Source organism: Kitasatospora sp. NPDC002522, assembly GCF_053595195.1.
In genome coordinates, this window is record NZ_JBSFXE010000043.1 from 1 (window position 1) to 13,712 (window position 13,712).

Annotated in this window: 12 protein-coding genes; 10 read left to right on the top strand and 2 right to left on the bottom strand. The window is 74.1% G+C overall.

What is annotated here, in order from left to right:
• The 3 genes from ACWD4U_RS28600 to ACWD4U_RS28610 form a co-directional block, all read left to right on the top strand.
• Nucleotides 1-111: 2-oxo acid dehydrogenase subunit E2 (locus tag ACWD4U_RS28600; protein WP_363458710.1), on the top strand; the 111-nt coding region annotated here is incomplete at its 5' end.
• A gap of 280 nt (nucleotides 112-391) precedes the next feature.
• Nucleotides 392-1,618 carry a M64 family metallopeptidase gene (locus tag ACWD4U_RS28605; RefSeq protein WP_363458706.1) on the top strand — a complete coding sequence of 409 codons (1,227 nt, stop codon included), beginning with the start codon at nucleotides 392-394 and terminating at the stop codon, nucleotides 1,616-1,618.
• A gap of 57 nt (nucleotides 1,619-1,675) precedes the next feature.
• Nucleotides 1,676-3,001 (top strand): MFS transporter, encoded by a 1,326-nt coding sequence (locus ACWD4U_RS28610; RefSeq protein WP_363458705.1) that lies wholly within the window; start codon nucleotides 1,676-1,678, stop codon nucleotides 2,999-3,001.
• Between the two features lie 22 nt (nucleotides 3,002-3,023).
• On the opposite strand, the gene ACWD4U_RS28615 is transcribed toward ACWD4U_RS28610, so the two are convergent.
• Nucleotides 3,024-3,851, bottom strand: a complete 828-nt coding sequence (locus tag ACWD4U_RS28615) for a maleylpyruvate isomerase family mycothiol-dependent enzyme (RefSeq protein ID WP_363458703.1) — start codon at nucleotides 3,849-3,851, stop codon at nucleotides 3,024-3,026.
• Between the two features lie 155 nt (nucleotides 3,852-4,006).
• Between ACWD4U_RS28615 and ACWD4U_RS28620 the strand changes: the two genes are divergently transcribed.
• From ACWD4U_RS28620 to ACWD4U_RS28630, 3 genes are all read left to right on the top strand, one after another.
• Nucleotides 4,007-4,804: a carbon-nitrogen family hydrolase gene (locus ACWD4U_RS28620; RefSeq protein ID WP_363458702.1), complete on the top strand. Its 798-nt coding sequence runs from the start codon at nucleotides 4,007-4,009 to the stop codon at nucleotides 4,802-4,804.
• A 117-nt stretch (nucleotides 4,805-4,921) separates the two neighbouring features.
• Nucleotides 4,922-5,830: a GntR family transcriptional regulator gene (locus tag ACWD4U_RS28625; RefSeq protein WP_363458700.1), complete on the top strand. Its 909-nt coding sequence runs from the start codon at nucleotides 4,922-4,924 to the stop codon at nucleotides 5,828-5,830.
• A 44-nt stretch (nucleotides 5,831-5,874) separates the two neighbouring features.
• A complete protein-coding gene (locus ACWD4U_RS28630) occupies nucleotides 5,875-6,522 on the top strand; it encodes a hypothetical protein (RefSeq protein ID WP_363458698.1) in 648 nt (215 codons plus the stop codon).
• A gap of 76 nt (nucleotides 6,523-6,598) precedes the next feature.
• Here the strand turns inward: ACWD4U_RS28630 and ACWD4U_RS28635 are convergent, their stop codons facing one another.
• The gene (locus ACWD4U_RS28635) at nucleotides 6,599-7,384 is read right to left on the bottom strand and encodes an SLATT domain-containing protein (protein WP_449787342.1); all 786 of its coding nucleotides are present in this window, start codon (nucleotides 7,382-7,384) and stop codon (nucleotides 6,599-6,601) included.
• A 497-nt stretch (nucleotides 7,385-7,881) separates the two neighbouring features.
• On the opposite strand from ACWD4U_RS28635, the gene purD reads away from it, so the two are divergent.
• From purD to ACWD4U_RS28655, 4 genes are all read left to right on the top strand, one after another.
• Nucleotides 7,882-9,126, top strand: a complete 1,245-nt coding sequence (gene purD, locus ACWD4U_RS28640; protein ID WP_363458697.1) for a phosphoribosylamine--glycine ligase — start codon at nucleotides 7,882-7,884, stop codon at nucleotides 9,124-9,126.
• A 436-nt stretch (nucleotides 9,127-9,562) separates the two neighbouring features.
• The gene (locus tag ACWD4U_RS28645; protein ID WP_363458696.1) at nucleotides 9,563-11,053 is read left to right on the top strand and encodes a hypothetical protein; all 1,491 of its coding nucleotides are present in this window, start codon (nucleotides 9,563-9,565) and stop codon (nucleotides 11,051-11,053) included.
• A gap of 150 nt (nucleotides 11,054-11,203) precedes the next feature.
• On the top strand, nucleotides 11,204-12,745 hold the full coding sequence (locus ACWD4U_RS28650) for a N,N-dimethylformamidase beta subunit family domain-containing protein (protein WP_363458694.1): 1,542 nt from the start codon (nucleotides 11,204-11,206) through the stop codon (nucleotides 12,743-12,745).
• A 54-nt stretch (nucleotides 12,746-12,799) separates the two neighbouring features.
• Complete coding sequence (locus ACWD4U_RS28655) at nucleotides 12,800-13,699, top strand: phosphoribosylaminoimidazolesuccinocarboxamide synthase (RefSeq protein WP_363458692.1); 900 nt, start codon at nucleotides 12,800-12,802, stop codon at nucleotides 13,697-13,699.
• Nucleotides 13,700-13,712 lie beyond the last annotated feature (13 nt).

Genomic DNA, 13,712 nt, shown 5'->3' on the forward strand with positions numbered 1-13,712 from the left:
CTGGCGCTCTCCTTCGACCACCGCCTGGTCGACGGCGAACTCGGCTCCAAGGTCCTCGCGGACACCGCGGCGATCCTGGAGTACCCGAAGCGCCTGATCACCTGGGGCTAGTAGGTATTGAGGGGCTCGGGGAACTGCGAGGCGAGTGGCGGTCGGGTTGAAGGGCGCGGTGCGTCTGGGTGCTTCCGGGTTACCGGAGCCTCCAGACCCGCAGCCCGCTGAGACCCTCCGCCAGGAACCCCCGCCGTTCCCCGGGCCCCTGTTTGTTGCATTGGTCTGACCGAGGGAGTTTCGCGTCGGCGGGGCCGAGGGGCTGCCGTGGGTGGGTACGTCTGTGCGACCTGCACCCGCGCGCCAGGCCGGGTGACCGTCGCAGCGAGGACTCCCGCGTATGCCGACTGGCACTCCCGGCCCCGTGATGCGCAGTGCGGCCGCCCTGATCCTGGCCGCTGCCGCGGTGTTGCCCGCCGTGGTGGAGCTGGCCTCCCCGTCGCCGTCCACGGCGATAGGGCCGCCGGTCCAGGCGGACCGGGCGGCGCCGCCGGCCGGGCGGCCGGACCTGCGGGCTCCCGCGGCCGCTCCGACCGTCGATCTGCGGCTGAGCGGCGACCCATCGAACCGGATCACCCTGGTGCTGCTCGGCGACGGCTACACCATCGCCCAGCAGCCGCTCTTCCGGGACGAGGCGGACCGGGCCTGGCGGGCGCTGCTGGAAATCGAGCCGTTCCGGACCTACCAGGGGTTCTTCAACATACGCAGGGTCGACGTGGTCTCCCCGGTGGCCGGCATCGCCGAGAGCGAGAACACCGACAAGGCCCCGAACACGCCGCTCGGCATGCACTTCTGGTGCGAGGGCACGGCCCGGCTGCTGTGCGCCGACGAGGCCGCCACCGCCCGCTTCGCCGGGCAGGACCCCGGCCCGCAGTACCTGATCGCGCTGGCCAACTCGACCGAGTACGGCGGTGCCGGCGGTACGGGGGTGACCACGCTGGCCGGGGGGAGCCCGGATGCCGGGCGGATCATCCAGCACGAGATCGGCCACACCGTCGGCGCGCTCGGCGACGAGTACGACAGCGCCCCGACCGATCCGGACTACCCGAACCTGGCCACCGTCGGCGCCGAGGAGATGCTGCGCACCCGGGTCAAGTGGTGGCGCTGGCTGGGCGCCGAGTCACCGGACGGCGGCGGGACGGTGGGCGCGTACCGCAGTGCCAACGGGCTGTACCGGCCGACCGCGGACTCGGTGATGCGCACCCTGGGCGGGAGTTACAACCTGCCCTCCCGGGAGGCGATCATCGAGCAGTTGTACCGCCGGGTGAAGCCCGTCGATCCGCCCGACCCGGCTCCCGGCGCGGTCGCCGGCCGGCCCAGGCTGCACGTCCGCCCGCTGGGGCTGACCGGCCCGCGGCAGCTGCAGATCGCCTGGCAGCTGGACGGCAAGCCGGTGGAGGCCAGTACCGCGGACGGCACCTGGCTGGACACCGCGGCGCTGGCGTTGTCGTCCGGCCACAAGCACACCGTCACCGCGACGGTCCGGGACAGCACCGACTGGGTGCGCGACGAGGCCTTCCGCGACCAGTACATGACCCGGACGGCGACCTGGACTCTGACCGGCTGACCGGCGCCGACCCCCAGCCCAAAGATCATTTCATGGGATGACTAGCCTGGTTCCACTATGAGCGTGGACCCCGCAGGCACCGCACCGTCCCCATCCGTACCCGCTCCCCGCCTCCGCGCCGACCCGCCGCTCGCCCCCTTCCACCCGCCGGGCGGGCGGGCCGCCTGGCTCGCCTGGTCGATCGGCGTCAGCGTCTACGTCCTCGCAGTGGTGCACCGCACCAGCCTCGGCGTCGCCGGGCTGGACGCCTCCGCCCGCTTCGGCATCGGCGCCTCCGCGCTGTCCACCTTCTCGATCCTGCAGGTGCTGGTCTACGCCGGGATGCAGATCCCGGTCGGCCTGCTGGTGGACCGCCACGGGCCGCGCCGGGTGCTGCTGCTCGGGGTGGCGCTGATGAGCGCCGGGCAGCTGGCCTTCGCCTTCTCCACCGAGTTCGGCCCGGCGCTGGCCTCCCGGGCGGTGCTCGGCTGCGGCGACGCGATGACCTTCATCAGCGTGTTGCGGATCGCCGCCCGCTGGTTCCCGGCGGCCCGCAACCCGTTCGTCGCCCAGCTCACCGGGCTGGTCGGCACCGGCGGCAACCTGGTCACCACCGTGGTGCTGGCCCAGGCGCTGCACACCGCGGGGTGGAGCGCGACGTTCGCGACCATCGCGCTCACCGGCGTGCTGGTCTTCGCCCTGGTGGCGACGCTGCTGCGGGAGGCCCCGCCGGGGGCGCCCGCGCCGGTGCGGGTCGAGGGCGTCCGGCTTCCGGTGGGTCGGCAGATCCGGGCCGCCTGGGCCGAACCCGGCACCCGGCTCGGCCTGTGGGTGCACTTCACCACGGCCTTCCCGGCCTCCGCGTTCGGCCTGCTGTGGGGACTGCCCTACCTGGTCGAGGGGCAGGGCATGTCGCGGGCCGGGGCGGGCGGACTGCTCAGCCTGCTGGTGCTCAGCTCGATGGCCTTCGGGCTGCTGTTCGGCCGCCTGGTCTCCCGCTCCGCCGCGCTGCGGATGCCGATCACCCTCACCGTGCTGGCGGCCACCGCGGTGTGCTGGACCGCCACCCTCGCCTGGCCGCACGGCCACCCGCCGCTGTGGCTGCTGGTGGTGCTGATCCTGGTGATGGGCAGCAACGGCCCGGCCTCGCTGATCGGCCTGGACTACGCCCGCTCGTCCAACCCGGCCGAGCGGATGGGCACCGCCTCCGGCATCGCCAACATGGGCGGCTTCATCGGCTCGATGCTCACCCTGCTCGGCATCGGCGTGCTGCTGGACGCGCTCTCCGACCCGCACGCGAGCGGCTACAGCGCGCACGCCTACCAGCTGGCGTTCTGCTTCCAGCTGGCGCCGCTGCTGCTGGGCACCGCGATGATCCTGCGGCTGCGGCGCAAGCTGGCCTGACGCTCCGTCAGGAAACGTGCGGTCAGGGGGTGCTGACCAGGTGGGCCAGCACCCGGGCGGCCAGCTCCTGGTCGCCGGTGAGCTCGACCAGCGCCGCCTCCGGGCGGACCCGGCCGCAGCACAGCCGGACGAAGGTCGGCCAGTCCGTCGACAGCACCACGTCCGGGCCCATCACCACCGACTGGTCCACGACGCCCCGGCCGTCCGCCGCGACCCGGACGGTGCGGCGGAACGGCACCGCGCCGGTCACGTTGAAGACCACCGTGCTGCCGATCGGCGCGCCCGCCTCCTTCGCCACCTGCTTGGGCAGCGACTCGATCAGGAGGTCGCGGGTGACCAGCGCGGCGGGGGAGTCCTGGTTGCCCGGCTCCTGCAGGGCCCGGCGCAGGTCCTGCTCGTGCACCCAGACGTCGAAGGCGCGCAGCCGCAGCAGCGAGGTGTACGGGATGTCCCGGGTCAGCGGGCCGGCCGGCCAGCGCACCAGGTCGGCGGGCTCGTGCCGGGCGTTGCGCAGCGCCCGGGACCGGCGGATCACCGTGTACTCCAGCTCGCTGACCACCTCGACCGGGGTGTGGCAGCGCCGCTTGTCGACCGGCAGCTCCATGTAGCGGGCGTACTCGCTGGTGACGTGCCGCAGGTCGCGCGGCAGCGAGTGGATCGGACGGGGGTCGCCGAGCAACTCCGACTCGACGCCGATGATGTGCGAGACCACGTCGCGGACGGACCAGCCGGGGCACTCGGTGGCCCGGTTCCACGCGTCGGTCGGCAGCGGTGCGAGCAACTCGGATATGGACTCGATCGACTGCGTCCACGCATCGGTGTAAGCCTGCACGGTCTGGTTGTCCGTCACGGGAATCTCCGGCCCTCCGTCAGCTTCCGTCCCACGTCGCCCGGGCTGCTGAGACCTCCGCACGGACGCGCATACGGCACGTTACGCTGCCGGGTGAGAGCAGGGCAGCGCTTTCGGGTGACGATCGTAGGACTCTTGCCGTGGACGGTGGTACTGTGCGCGCTTCATTGATCCAACTCGCGGTCTTGGACTCCGAGCCGGTCGCCGAACGGCGGGCCCGGGCCGGGGCGCTGGTCCGTGCCCAGGAGGGCGCCGACCTGGTGGTGCTGCCGGAGTTGTGGCCGGTCGGCGGGTTCGCCTACGACGCCTGGTCGGCGGGCGCGGAACCGCTGGACGGACCCACCGCGGAGGCGATGTCCGCCGCCGCCCGGGCGGTCGGCTGCTGGCTGCACGCCGGTTCGATCGTCGAACGCGACCAGGACGGTCCGATCTACAACACCTCGCTGCTGTTCGCCCCCGACGGCGAACTGGTGCGCACCTACCGCAAGATCCACCGCTTCGGCTTCGACAGCGGCGAGGCGGTCGCGATGGGCGCCGGCCAGGAGATCGTCACCGCCGCCACCAACTTCGGCGTCCTCGGCCTGGCGACCTGCTACGACCTGCGCTTCCCCGAGCTGTTCCGGGCCCTGCTGGACGCCGACGCCGAGCTGCTGGTCGTCCCCGCCGCGTGGCCGGCCCGGCGCGCCGAGCACTGGAACCTGCTGGCCCGAGCCCGCGCCGTCGAGGAGCAGGCGTACGTGCTGGCCTGCAACACGGCCGGCACCCACGGCGGCGTCGAGCAGGCCGGGCGCAGCCTGGTGGTCGACCCGTGGGGCCGGGTGCTGGCCGAGGCCGGGACGGAGGAGCAGGTGCTCACCGTCGAGTTCGACCCGGCCGAGGTGGCCAAGTGCCGCGCCGACTTCCCGGTCCACCGCGACCGGCTGCTCGGCATCCCCGCGCCGGTCCAGCGCTGATCCCTCGAACTCCCTTGTGCGATTCCCTTGGTCCGGATTGACGGATCCGGGGTAGTCTGTGCGCGTTTTGTGAGTGGGCCAGAGCGCGTCCGGCGCGGTCTGGGGAGGGGGCGGCAGATGACTGCTGCGGGAGCTCGGGGCGGGCGCGCCCTGATCCGGCGCAACAGCCTCCGCGAGCAGATCGCCGACGCGCTGCGCGACGAGATGATGGCCGGGCGGCTGGCCGCCGGCCGGAACTTCACGGTCAAGGAGATCGCCGAGGTCTACGGCGTCTCCGCCACCCCCGCCCGCGAGGCGCTGGTCGACCTGGCCGCCCAGGGACTGCTGGTCAGCGAGCCGCACCGGGGTTTCACCGTGCCCGAGTTCGGCTGGGACGACTTCCTGGAGATCTTCGAGGCCCGCACCCTGCTCACCGACAACGCGCTGCGCCACCTCGGCTCCCGGATCCAGGGCTACGACTGGTCCCGGCTGGCCTCGCTGCGCCGCCGGGCCGACGCCGCCACCCGGGCCGCCCGGTCCGGCCAGCTCGACGTGCTGGTCGGCTGCGACCTGCGGTTCTGGCAGGAGGCCGCCGCCCTCCTGTGCAACGAGCGGATCTCCGCCTACCTCGGCTGGCTGCGGATCCAGTCCTGGATGTTCGCCGCGCCGCACCTGCGCGGGCGCACCGACCTCGCCGGGGTCTGCTGGGACCGGCACGGCGAGCTGGTCGACCGGGTCGAGGCCCGCGACCAGGTCGGCGCCCACCGGGTGGTCAACGACTACAACCTGTTCACCGTCGAACTGCTCGCCCGGCTGCTCGGCCAGCCGCTGGACGGCGTCGCGGTGCTGCGGCTGCTGCGCGAGCCGCAGCCGGCCCCCGCCGTCGCCCCGCCGAGCCCGTCGCCGTCGCCGGAGCCCGCGGCGGCGGCCGAACAGCCGGTTCCCGCCGTCGGGTTGGGCCGGGTGCCGATGCCCAGGTTCGTCCCGCCGGGCCGCTTCGCCCGCCCGTTCCGGCCGGGCAGCGGGGAGCCCGCCCCGGGCCGGTAGGGTGGGGCCTCGTTGCCCGCCCACCCGAGAGGATGAGCCGGCCCATGGCCTGCGACCTCTGGCTCGTCCCGCTCGTGGACGTGCTGACCCACAACCCCGAGAACCCGTTCCGCGAGGATCTGGACCGCTACAACGACGTGCTCGCCCAGCACGGCCTGCCGCACGTCCCGGTCCAGCCGTACGTCCCCGGGTTCTCCGGAGAGGTCGAGACGATAGCCGCCTTCGACTACGACTCGCTCCACTTCCTGCGCCGCGCCTACCTGTTGGGCCTGACCGGCTTCGAGGTGACGCCGGTCGACGCGCTCGGCAGCGACTACGAGCAGCTGCTGGAGATGTTCGAGGCGACCGCCGAACAGTCCCACCTGGTCTGGCACTTCGACCACGCCGGCGCCTACGTCCCGGTCGACTTCCAGATACCGCTGGTCGCCAACGAGCTCCTGGCAGCCGGCGGCCCGCTCGGGTCCTCGCACGGCCTGCTGCGCGAACTCCAGGCGGTCGCACCGCTGTTGGGCATCAACCCGCTCGACCCCCCGGCCCCCACCCGGCCGCTCGGCCCGACCCAGCTCGAGCAGCCCTTCGGGCCCCCGCTGGACGACTTCCACCCCTACGCGCGCGAACGCCACGCCTGGGCGGGTCTCTACGCCGCGGCCACCCGGAGCGTCACCCAGGGCTCGATGGTCGTCTTCGCGTAGCGCACCGCCCCCGACAACGGGATCCGCCCGGGGAGGGGAGTCCTCGCCGGGCGGATTCGTCGTGTCGGGCGCGCGATCAGCGCAGCGGTCCCTCCGGGGGACGCTGACGGGGCATGGTCGGGCGGGTGCCCGGCGGGGGCAGGACGCGGACCTGCGCGTTGGTGCCGCCCTCGCTGCGGTTGCCCCAGATGCCGGGTGCCTGGGTGGGGAGCTGGCTCATGCCGGCCCGGAACTCCAGCATCCACTCGGAGGTCTCGCTGCGGACCATGTCGGAGACGTCCTCGCAGAACCGGCGCAGCACCCCGAGGCAGCGCTCGGCGGCCTCGCCCGCGGTGCCCTCGGTGGGGCCGAGCACCTCGCGGACGCACTCCGAGGCCCAGTCGAACTGGAACGCCTCCAGGCGGCGCTGCAGCGCCTGGGCGGTGGAGACGTCCCGCATCCAGCCCGAGGTGAGCCCGAAGGCGCGGTCGGCGAGCAGCGCGGCGGCGGCCAGCGCGAGTCCGGCGTAGCCCCACTCCAGGGCGTGCGGGAGGACGCCGGTGAGTGAGATCAGCGGGGCGGTGACGCCGCCGACGGTGAAGACTCCGGCGGTGAAGCGCAGCAGCCGCGCCCAGCGGCGCTTCCAGATCCGGTCCCGGCGGTACCAGTCGATCGCCTCGACGGCCCGCTCCTCCGACCAGCGGTAGAGCTCCTCCAGCCGCTCGGCCGGCTCGCCCCAGTCACCGAGCGGGAACTGGCGGGCACTCAGGTCGGTGCGGCGACGGGTGGGAGTCCGTCCGCCGGAGCCCGGGGCGGGCTGGTCGTCGTCGGCGACCTCTTTGCCCCAAGGGCTCTCCTCGGGCTGCATTTCCGGCTGGCTCACCTGTGGCGCTCCCTGTGGCGGGGTGACTGCGGGGGCCCGGCGGGTACCGGGACTGGCGGTACGGACTTGGGTCGGTGCGTGGATCGGGCTGTGCAGTGCGTGGGACTGACGGTGCGTGGGACTGACGGTTCGCGGCATGGCGGTGCGGACCCGCGGCGCCGCGCGCGGGTCGAGCCGCCCATGGTGCCGTGCCCGGCGTACGGCCGGGTCCTCGTCCAACAGCACTTCTTACCGCCAAATGGCTGACCGTGGGGGCGCTTCCGTAGTGATCGTTATCGGAATTCACCTCCGGAAGCCGAGGTGAGAGGGTTTCGGCGGGTGGCCGGATTTCACCCGTCCGAGCGAGGTGAACCGAGGCCGTCGACATGACAGCGCGGCCCTTCGAGGAAGCCGACTGTATTTTCCTACATATTCGAACCGGCGATCGGGGTGGCGGTTGGAGCTTCCCACCGAGCCGCCGGACGGCGGGAACAGGCCACCGACTAGGCTTGACCGTCGTGAAGGTCCTCGTCATCGGCGGCGGCGCCCGCGAACACGCCCTGTGCCGCTCTCTGTCCCAAGATCCCGCCGTCACCGAGCTGCACTGCGCCCCGGGCAACGCCGGGATCGCGCAGGTGGCGACGGTCCACCCGGTCGACCAGCTGGACGGCGCCGCGGTCACCGCGCTCGCCCGCGAGCTGGGCGCCGACCTCGTGGTGGTCGGCCCGGAGGCCCCGCTGGTCGCGGGCGTCGCCGACCCGCTGCGGGAGGCCGGCATCCCGGTCTTCGGCCCGTCCGGGGAGGCCGCCCAGCTCGAGGGCTCCAAGGCCTTCGCCAAGGACGTGATGGCCGCGGCCGGCGTCCCCACCGCGCGCTCCTACGTCTGCACCACCGAGGCCGAGGCCGCCGAGGCGCTGGACGCCTTCGGCGCCCCGTACGTGGTCAAGGACGACGGCCTGGCGGCCGGCAAGGGCGTCGTCGTCACCGACGACCTCGCCGTCGCGCTGGATCACGCCAAGGCCTGCGAGCGCACGGTGATCGAGGAGTACCTGGACGGCCCGGAGGTGTCGCTGTTCGCGATCACCGACGGCACCACGGTGCTGCCGCTGGTCCCCGCGCAGGACTTCAAGCGGGCGCTCGACGGAGACCAGGGCCCGAACACCGGCGGCATGGGCGCCTACTCGCCGCTGCCGTGGGCCCCCGAGGGCCTGGTGCAGGAGGTGCTGGAGACCGTCCTGCAGCCCACCGTCGACGAGCTCCGCCACCGCGGCACCCCGTTCTCCGGACTGCTCTACGCGGGCCTCGCGCTGACCTCGCGCGGCACCCGGGTGATCGAGTTCAACGCCCGGTTCGGCGACCCGGAGACCCAGGTCGTGCTGGCCCGGCTACGCACCCCGCTGGCCGGCGTGCTGCTCGCCGCCGCCGAGGGCACCCTCGCCGAGCTCGAGCCGCTGCGCTGGGACGACGCCGCCGCGGTGACCGTGGTGATGGCCTCCGAGGGCTACCCCGCCAACCCCCGCACCGGCGACCCGATCGACGGCCTCGCCGAGGCCGAGGCCGACGGCACCGCCTTCGTCCTGCACGCCGGCACCCGCAGCGGCGACAACGGCGAGGTGCTCACCGCCGGCGGCCGGGTGCTCTCGGTCACCGCCACCGGCGAGAACCTCGCCGAGGCCCGTGCCAAGGCCTACGCGGGCCTGGCGAAGATCTCCTTCAAGGGTGCCCAGCACCGCACCGACATCGCGCTCAAGGCCGCGCTCTAACACCCGCGCGTCCCCGGTCCCCGGGGCGCTGCGTACGGACGACCCGTCCGGACGCAGCGCCCCGCGGTGTTTTCCGAGGTCGGAGCCGTCCCGTCGGGGACGGAGAAATCCACGCCTTCGGGTGATGACTTGGGCATCCTGCTGACGACGCGCACGCCTGCGCCGTAGGGTGCGCTGAATCGCGCAGGGGCGGGGGCGCCGGCGTGGATGCGGCTCGTCGCCAGAACGCGCCGGGGGGATGCTGGGAGCGGTGGCGCGCCCCGCCGCGGTGTCACCAGGACGGGTGGAATCCCCGGAATTCCGGAACACCCGCCCGCACCGGGGCGTCGAAACTGGCAGGAAAGCGCCACGCGAGTCGCACACCGGGTTCGGCATCCGCCGCTTCCCGTACCGGAATTGATCGAGTCGAGTCGGCTGCGAAGGGGGTGCCGCGGCGATGGCTGCAGTGGACACCGCACGCGCACGAGCCCAAGCCGTCCTACGGGTACGCGGACGGGCCGTCGCCGTCGCCGCGCTGCCCGCCGCCTGCGCGGTGGTGCTGGTGGCCGGACGGTTCACCGGGCGGATAGGCGCGCCCGGCTCCGCGGACGCCGGGCTGTGGGACGGCATCCGCTGGGCGGTCGGCGCCGTCGCCGCCCTGACCCTGCTGCTGGCCGCCCTGGTGGCCCGCTCGCAACGCCGGGCCGTCCCCCCGGTCACCCCCGCCGTGCCGGTGGCCCGCGCCGCGGCACCCGAGCTGTACCGGCTGATCGACGAGCTCGCCGAACGGCTGCAGGTGCCCGCCCCCGCCGCGATCGCGCTCACCCCGGACTGCGACAGCTGGCTGGAGGAGCCACACCACCCCGGTCGGCGCCCCGCGCCGTCCGCCCCGGTGCTGGTGATCGGCTCCCCGTTCCTGTGGTGGATGCGGGCCGGCGAACTGCGCGCCCTGCTCGCCCCCGTGGTGGCCGGCGCCGGCGCCTCCGCCGACCCCGACATCGCGGCCGCCCGGCGCTGGCTGCGCGCCCTGGACGCCGCGCTCGGCGACCGGCACCGCGGCCCGCTCGCCCTCGTCGACAAGGTCAACCGGCTGCTGCTCGGCGCCTGCCGGGAGCACTCCGCCGAACTCGAGCACGCCGTCGCCGCCTGGGCCTCCGAACAGGCCAAGGCCGTCGACTACGGGCTGCGGATCGCCGCCCAGGAGCAGGTCGGCCTGGCCTACGCGGGCTGGGACCGGCTGCTCACCCGGGTCGCGCTGCCCGCCTGGCGGCTCGGCCGGCACCCGTCCCACCTGAACGCCGGCGTGGTCGCCGCGCTCACCGAACTCTCCCGCCGCGACCGGCTCGCCGACGGCTACGAGAACCGGCTCGGCGACCGCCCCGCCTGCGACCTGCTGGAGGAACCCGGCGAGGTCGACGCCCAGGTCTCCCGGCTCGCCGCCGAACTGCTCCACGAGGAGCCCGCGGCCGGCTGGCAGCCGCTCGACTGGGCCGACTACCCGACCGAGGTGGTCGACCGCGGCTGGCGCGCCCAGGCCGCCGCGCTGTGCGCCGCGCTCGGCGGCGACCAGCCGTACGGCGGGCCGTCGCTGGACAAGCTGCTGGCACGCCTCGCCGCCGGCGAGAGCGAGTCGCTGGCCGCCGCGCTGGCCGGCCAGGTGGCGCGCGGCGCCAAGGTCGCGCCCCCGCTGCCGCCGGTGCGCAGCGGCCGGGACCTGCTGGTCGAGCACCTCACCGCCACCGTCTGCTGCGCCGCGGTCGACGCCGCAGCCGCCGCCCCCGGGCTGGACTGGCTGGACGGGCCGGTGCTGCAGACCCCCGGCGCGGCGCGCGGTGAGCTCGCCGCGGTGGTGGCCCGCGCGGTGGAGCAGGGGGAGGACGGCCCGCTGCGGGCCTGGCTGGCGCGGGCCGGGGTCCGGTTGGAACGTCCGGTGCGGCTGTCGGGCTGATCGGACCGGGTGCGGGAACCCGGGGACCACGGGTACCAATTGCTACCGTGGGGTGACGCTGCGCCAGCAAACTGTGGTGTGCTGGTCCGCACGCACATCCGCTTGGCAATTGCCACCCTCGACGGATGGGCGAAGGGGTGGGGAGGGCGCGTGGGGACGGAGTCCAACCGCCGGTGGGAGTCCGGCACGCTGGCGCACGGGGTGTCCGACCCGTTCGGGCAGGGGCCGCTGCCCTGGCTGCGCAGCCCCGACCACTACCTCGCCGAGGGCGAGGGCACCGTCCCCTGGTACGTCAGCGTGGGCGCCCCCGGGCAGCAGCCGCTGAGCGGGGCGGCCCGGCCCCGGCCGCCGGTGGGCAGTCCGGACAACTCCGACGACGTGGACCAGCAGATCAAGGGCTTCGCCACGGCGGGCGTGGTGCGGCCCGGCGGGGCGGTGGACTTCCGGGTCACCGTCAACCCGCCGCGGGAGTTCCAGGTCGACGTCTACCGGATCGGCCACGACGGCGGCGACGGCGCCCGGCAGGTCGCCTCCAGCCCGCTGATCGCCGGGCTCGCCCAGCCCGCGCCGATGGTCGCCGACCGGACCGTCTCCTGCCACCACTGGTGGCAGTCCTGGCGCCTGCAGGTCCCCGCCGACTGGCGGCCCGGCGCGTACGTCGCCGTGCTGACCACCGCGGACGGCGGGCACCGCAGCCACGTCCCGTTCACCGTGCGGGACTTCGACCCGGCGGACCTGCTGCTGGTGCTGCCCGACGTGACCTGGCAGGCGTACAACCTGTTCCCCGAGGACGGGCACCGTGGGGCCAGCCTCTACCACGCCTGGGACGGCGCGGGGCGGCTGCTCGGCGAGGGCGAGGCGGCGGTCACCGTCTCCTTCGACCGGCCGCACGCCGGGGCCGGGCTGCCGCTGCACGTCGGGCACGCCTACGACTTCATCCGCTGGGCCGAGCGGTACGGCTACGACCTCGGCTACGCCACCGCCACCGACCTGCACGCCGGGCTGGTCGACCCCGGCGGGCACAAGGCGCTGATCTTCCCCGGGCACGACGAGTACTGGTCGGAGCCGATGCGGCGGGCCGTCGAGCGGGCCCGGGACGGCGGCACCTCGCTGGTCTTCCTGTCCGCCAACACCATGTACTGGCGCGTGGAGTTGACGCCCGGTCCGAACGGCGAGAACGCCCGGCTGCTGCACTGCCGCAAGCGCCAGCGGGTCGCCGCCGACCACCCGGCGGTCGGGGTGCCCGGCGCGGCCAGCGCGCTGTGGCGGGACGCCGGGGAACCCGAGCAGCACCTGCTGGGCGTCCAGTACGCGGGCAGCGTGCCCGCGCCGGTGCCGCTGGTCGCCCGGAACACCGCGCACTGGCTGTGGCAGGGGACCGGGCTGCGGGAGGGCGACGAACTGCCCGGCCTGGTCGCCGGGGAGGCCGACCGGTACTTCCCGAAGGTCGCGCTGCCCGCGTACACCGAGCGCACCCTGCTGGCGCACTCCCCGTACCGCGACGCCGCCGGCCGGGCCACCCACCAGGAGACCTCGCTGTACCGGGCGCCCAGCGGCGCGTACGTCTTCGCGGCCGGCACCTTCGCCTGGTCGCCCGCGCTGGACCGGCCCGGGCACACCGACGAGCGGATCCAGCGGGCCACCGCGAACCTGCTCGACCAGCTGTGCAAGGAGGGGCGCACCGGGGCGTGACCCCTCGGGCGTGAAAGACTCGCCCGCAGAGCCCCCCAGCTGTGAGGACTGATCGTGAGCGGATTCGTCACCAAGCCCGAGCCGGTCCAGGTGCCCGGCCTGGTCCACCTGCACACCGGGAAGGTGCGCGACCTGTACCGGGCCGGCAACGGTGACCTGGTGATGGTGGCCAGCGACCGGACCTCCGCCTTCGACTGGGTGCTGCCGAACGAGATCCCGGACAAGGGCCGGATCCTCACCCAGATGTCGCTGTGGTGGTTCGACCGGATCGCCGACCTGGTGCCCAACCACGTCATCTCCACCGAGCTCCCCGACGGTGCGCCCGCCGACTGGGCCGGACGCACCCTGGTCTGCCGCAGCCTGGAGATGGCGCCGGTGGAGTGCGTCGCCCGCGGCTACCTGGCCGGCTCCGGCCTGGAGGAGTACCGGGTCAGCCGCACGGTGTGCGGCATCGCGCTGCCCGAGGGCCTGGACAACGGCTCCGAGCTGCCCGCCCCGATCTACACCCCGGCCCTGAAGGCCGAGGTCGGCGAGCACGACGAGAACGTCTCCTACGAGGAGACCGCCCGCCGGGTCGGCGCCGAACTCGCCGCCACCCTGCGGCAGACCACCCTCGCCGTGTACGCCCGGGCCCGCGACATCGCCCGCGAGCGCGGCCTGATCCTCGCCGACACCAAGTTCGAGTTCGGCCTGCTCGACGGCCAGTTGGTGATCGGCGACGAGGTGCTCACCCCCGACTCGTCCCGCTACTGGCCCGCCGACGAGTGGCAGCCCGGCCGCAACCAGCCGTCCTTCGACAAGCAGATCATCCGCGACTGGCTGGCCTCGCCCGCCTCCGGCTGGGACCGCAAGAGCGAGAACCCGCCGCCGCCGCTGCCCGACGAGATCGTCCAGCACACCCGGCAGCGCTACATCGAGGCGTACGAGACGCTGACCGGCCTCGACTGGAAGTGACGCCCCGTCACGG

What these genes read in the sequence shown, in the direction of transcription:
- ACWD4U_RS28605 (WP_363458706.1), top strand. Translation starts at nt 392, where the DNA reads ATGCCGACTGGCACTCCCGGCCCCGTGATGCGCAGTGCGGCCGCCCTG.
- ACWD4U_RS28610 (WP_363458705.1), top strand. Translation starts at nt 1,676, where the DNA reads ATGAGCGTGGACCCCGCAGGCACCGCACCGTCCCCATCCGTACCCGCT.
- ACWD4U_RS28625 (WP_363458700.1), top strand. Translation starts at nt 4,922, where the DNA reads ATGACTGCTGCGGGAGCTCGGGGCGGGCGCGCCCTGATCCGGCGCAAC.
- ACWD4U_RS28630 (WP_363458698.1), top strand. Translation starts at nt 5,875, where the DNA reads ATGGCCTGCGACCTCTGGCTCGTCCCGCTCGTGGACGTGCTGACCCAC.
- ACWD4U_RS28645 (WP_363458696.1), top strand. Translation starts at nt 9,563, where the DNA reads ATGGCTGCAGTGGACACCGCACGCGCACGAGCCCAAGCCGTCCTACGG.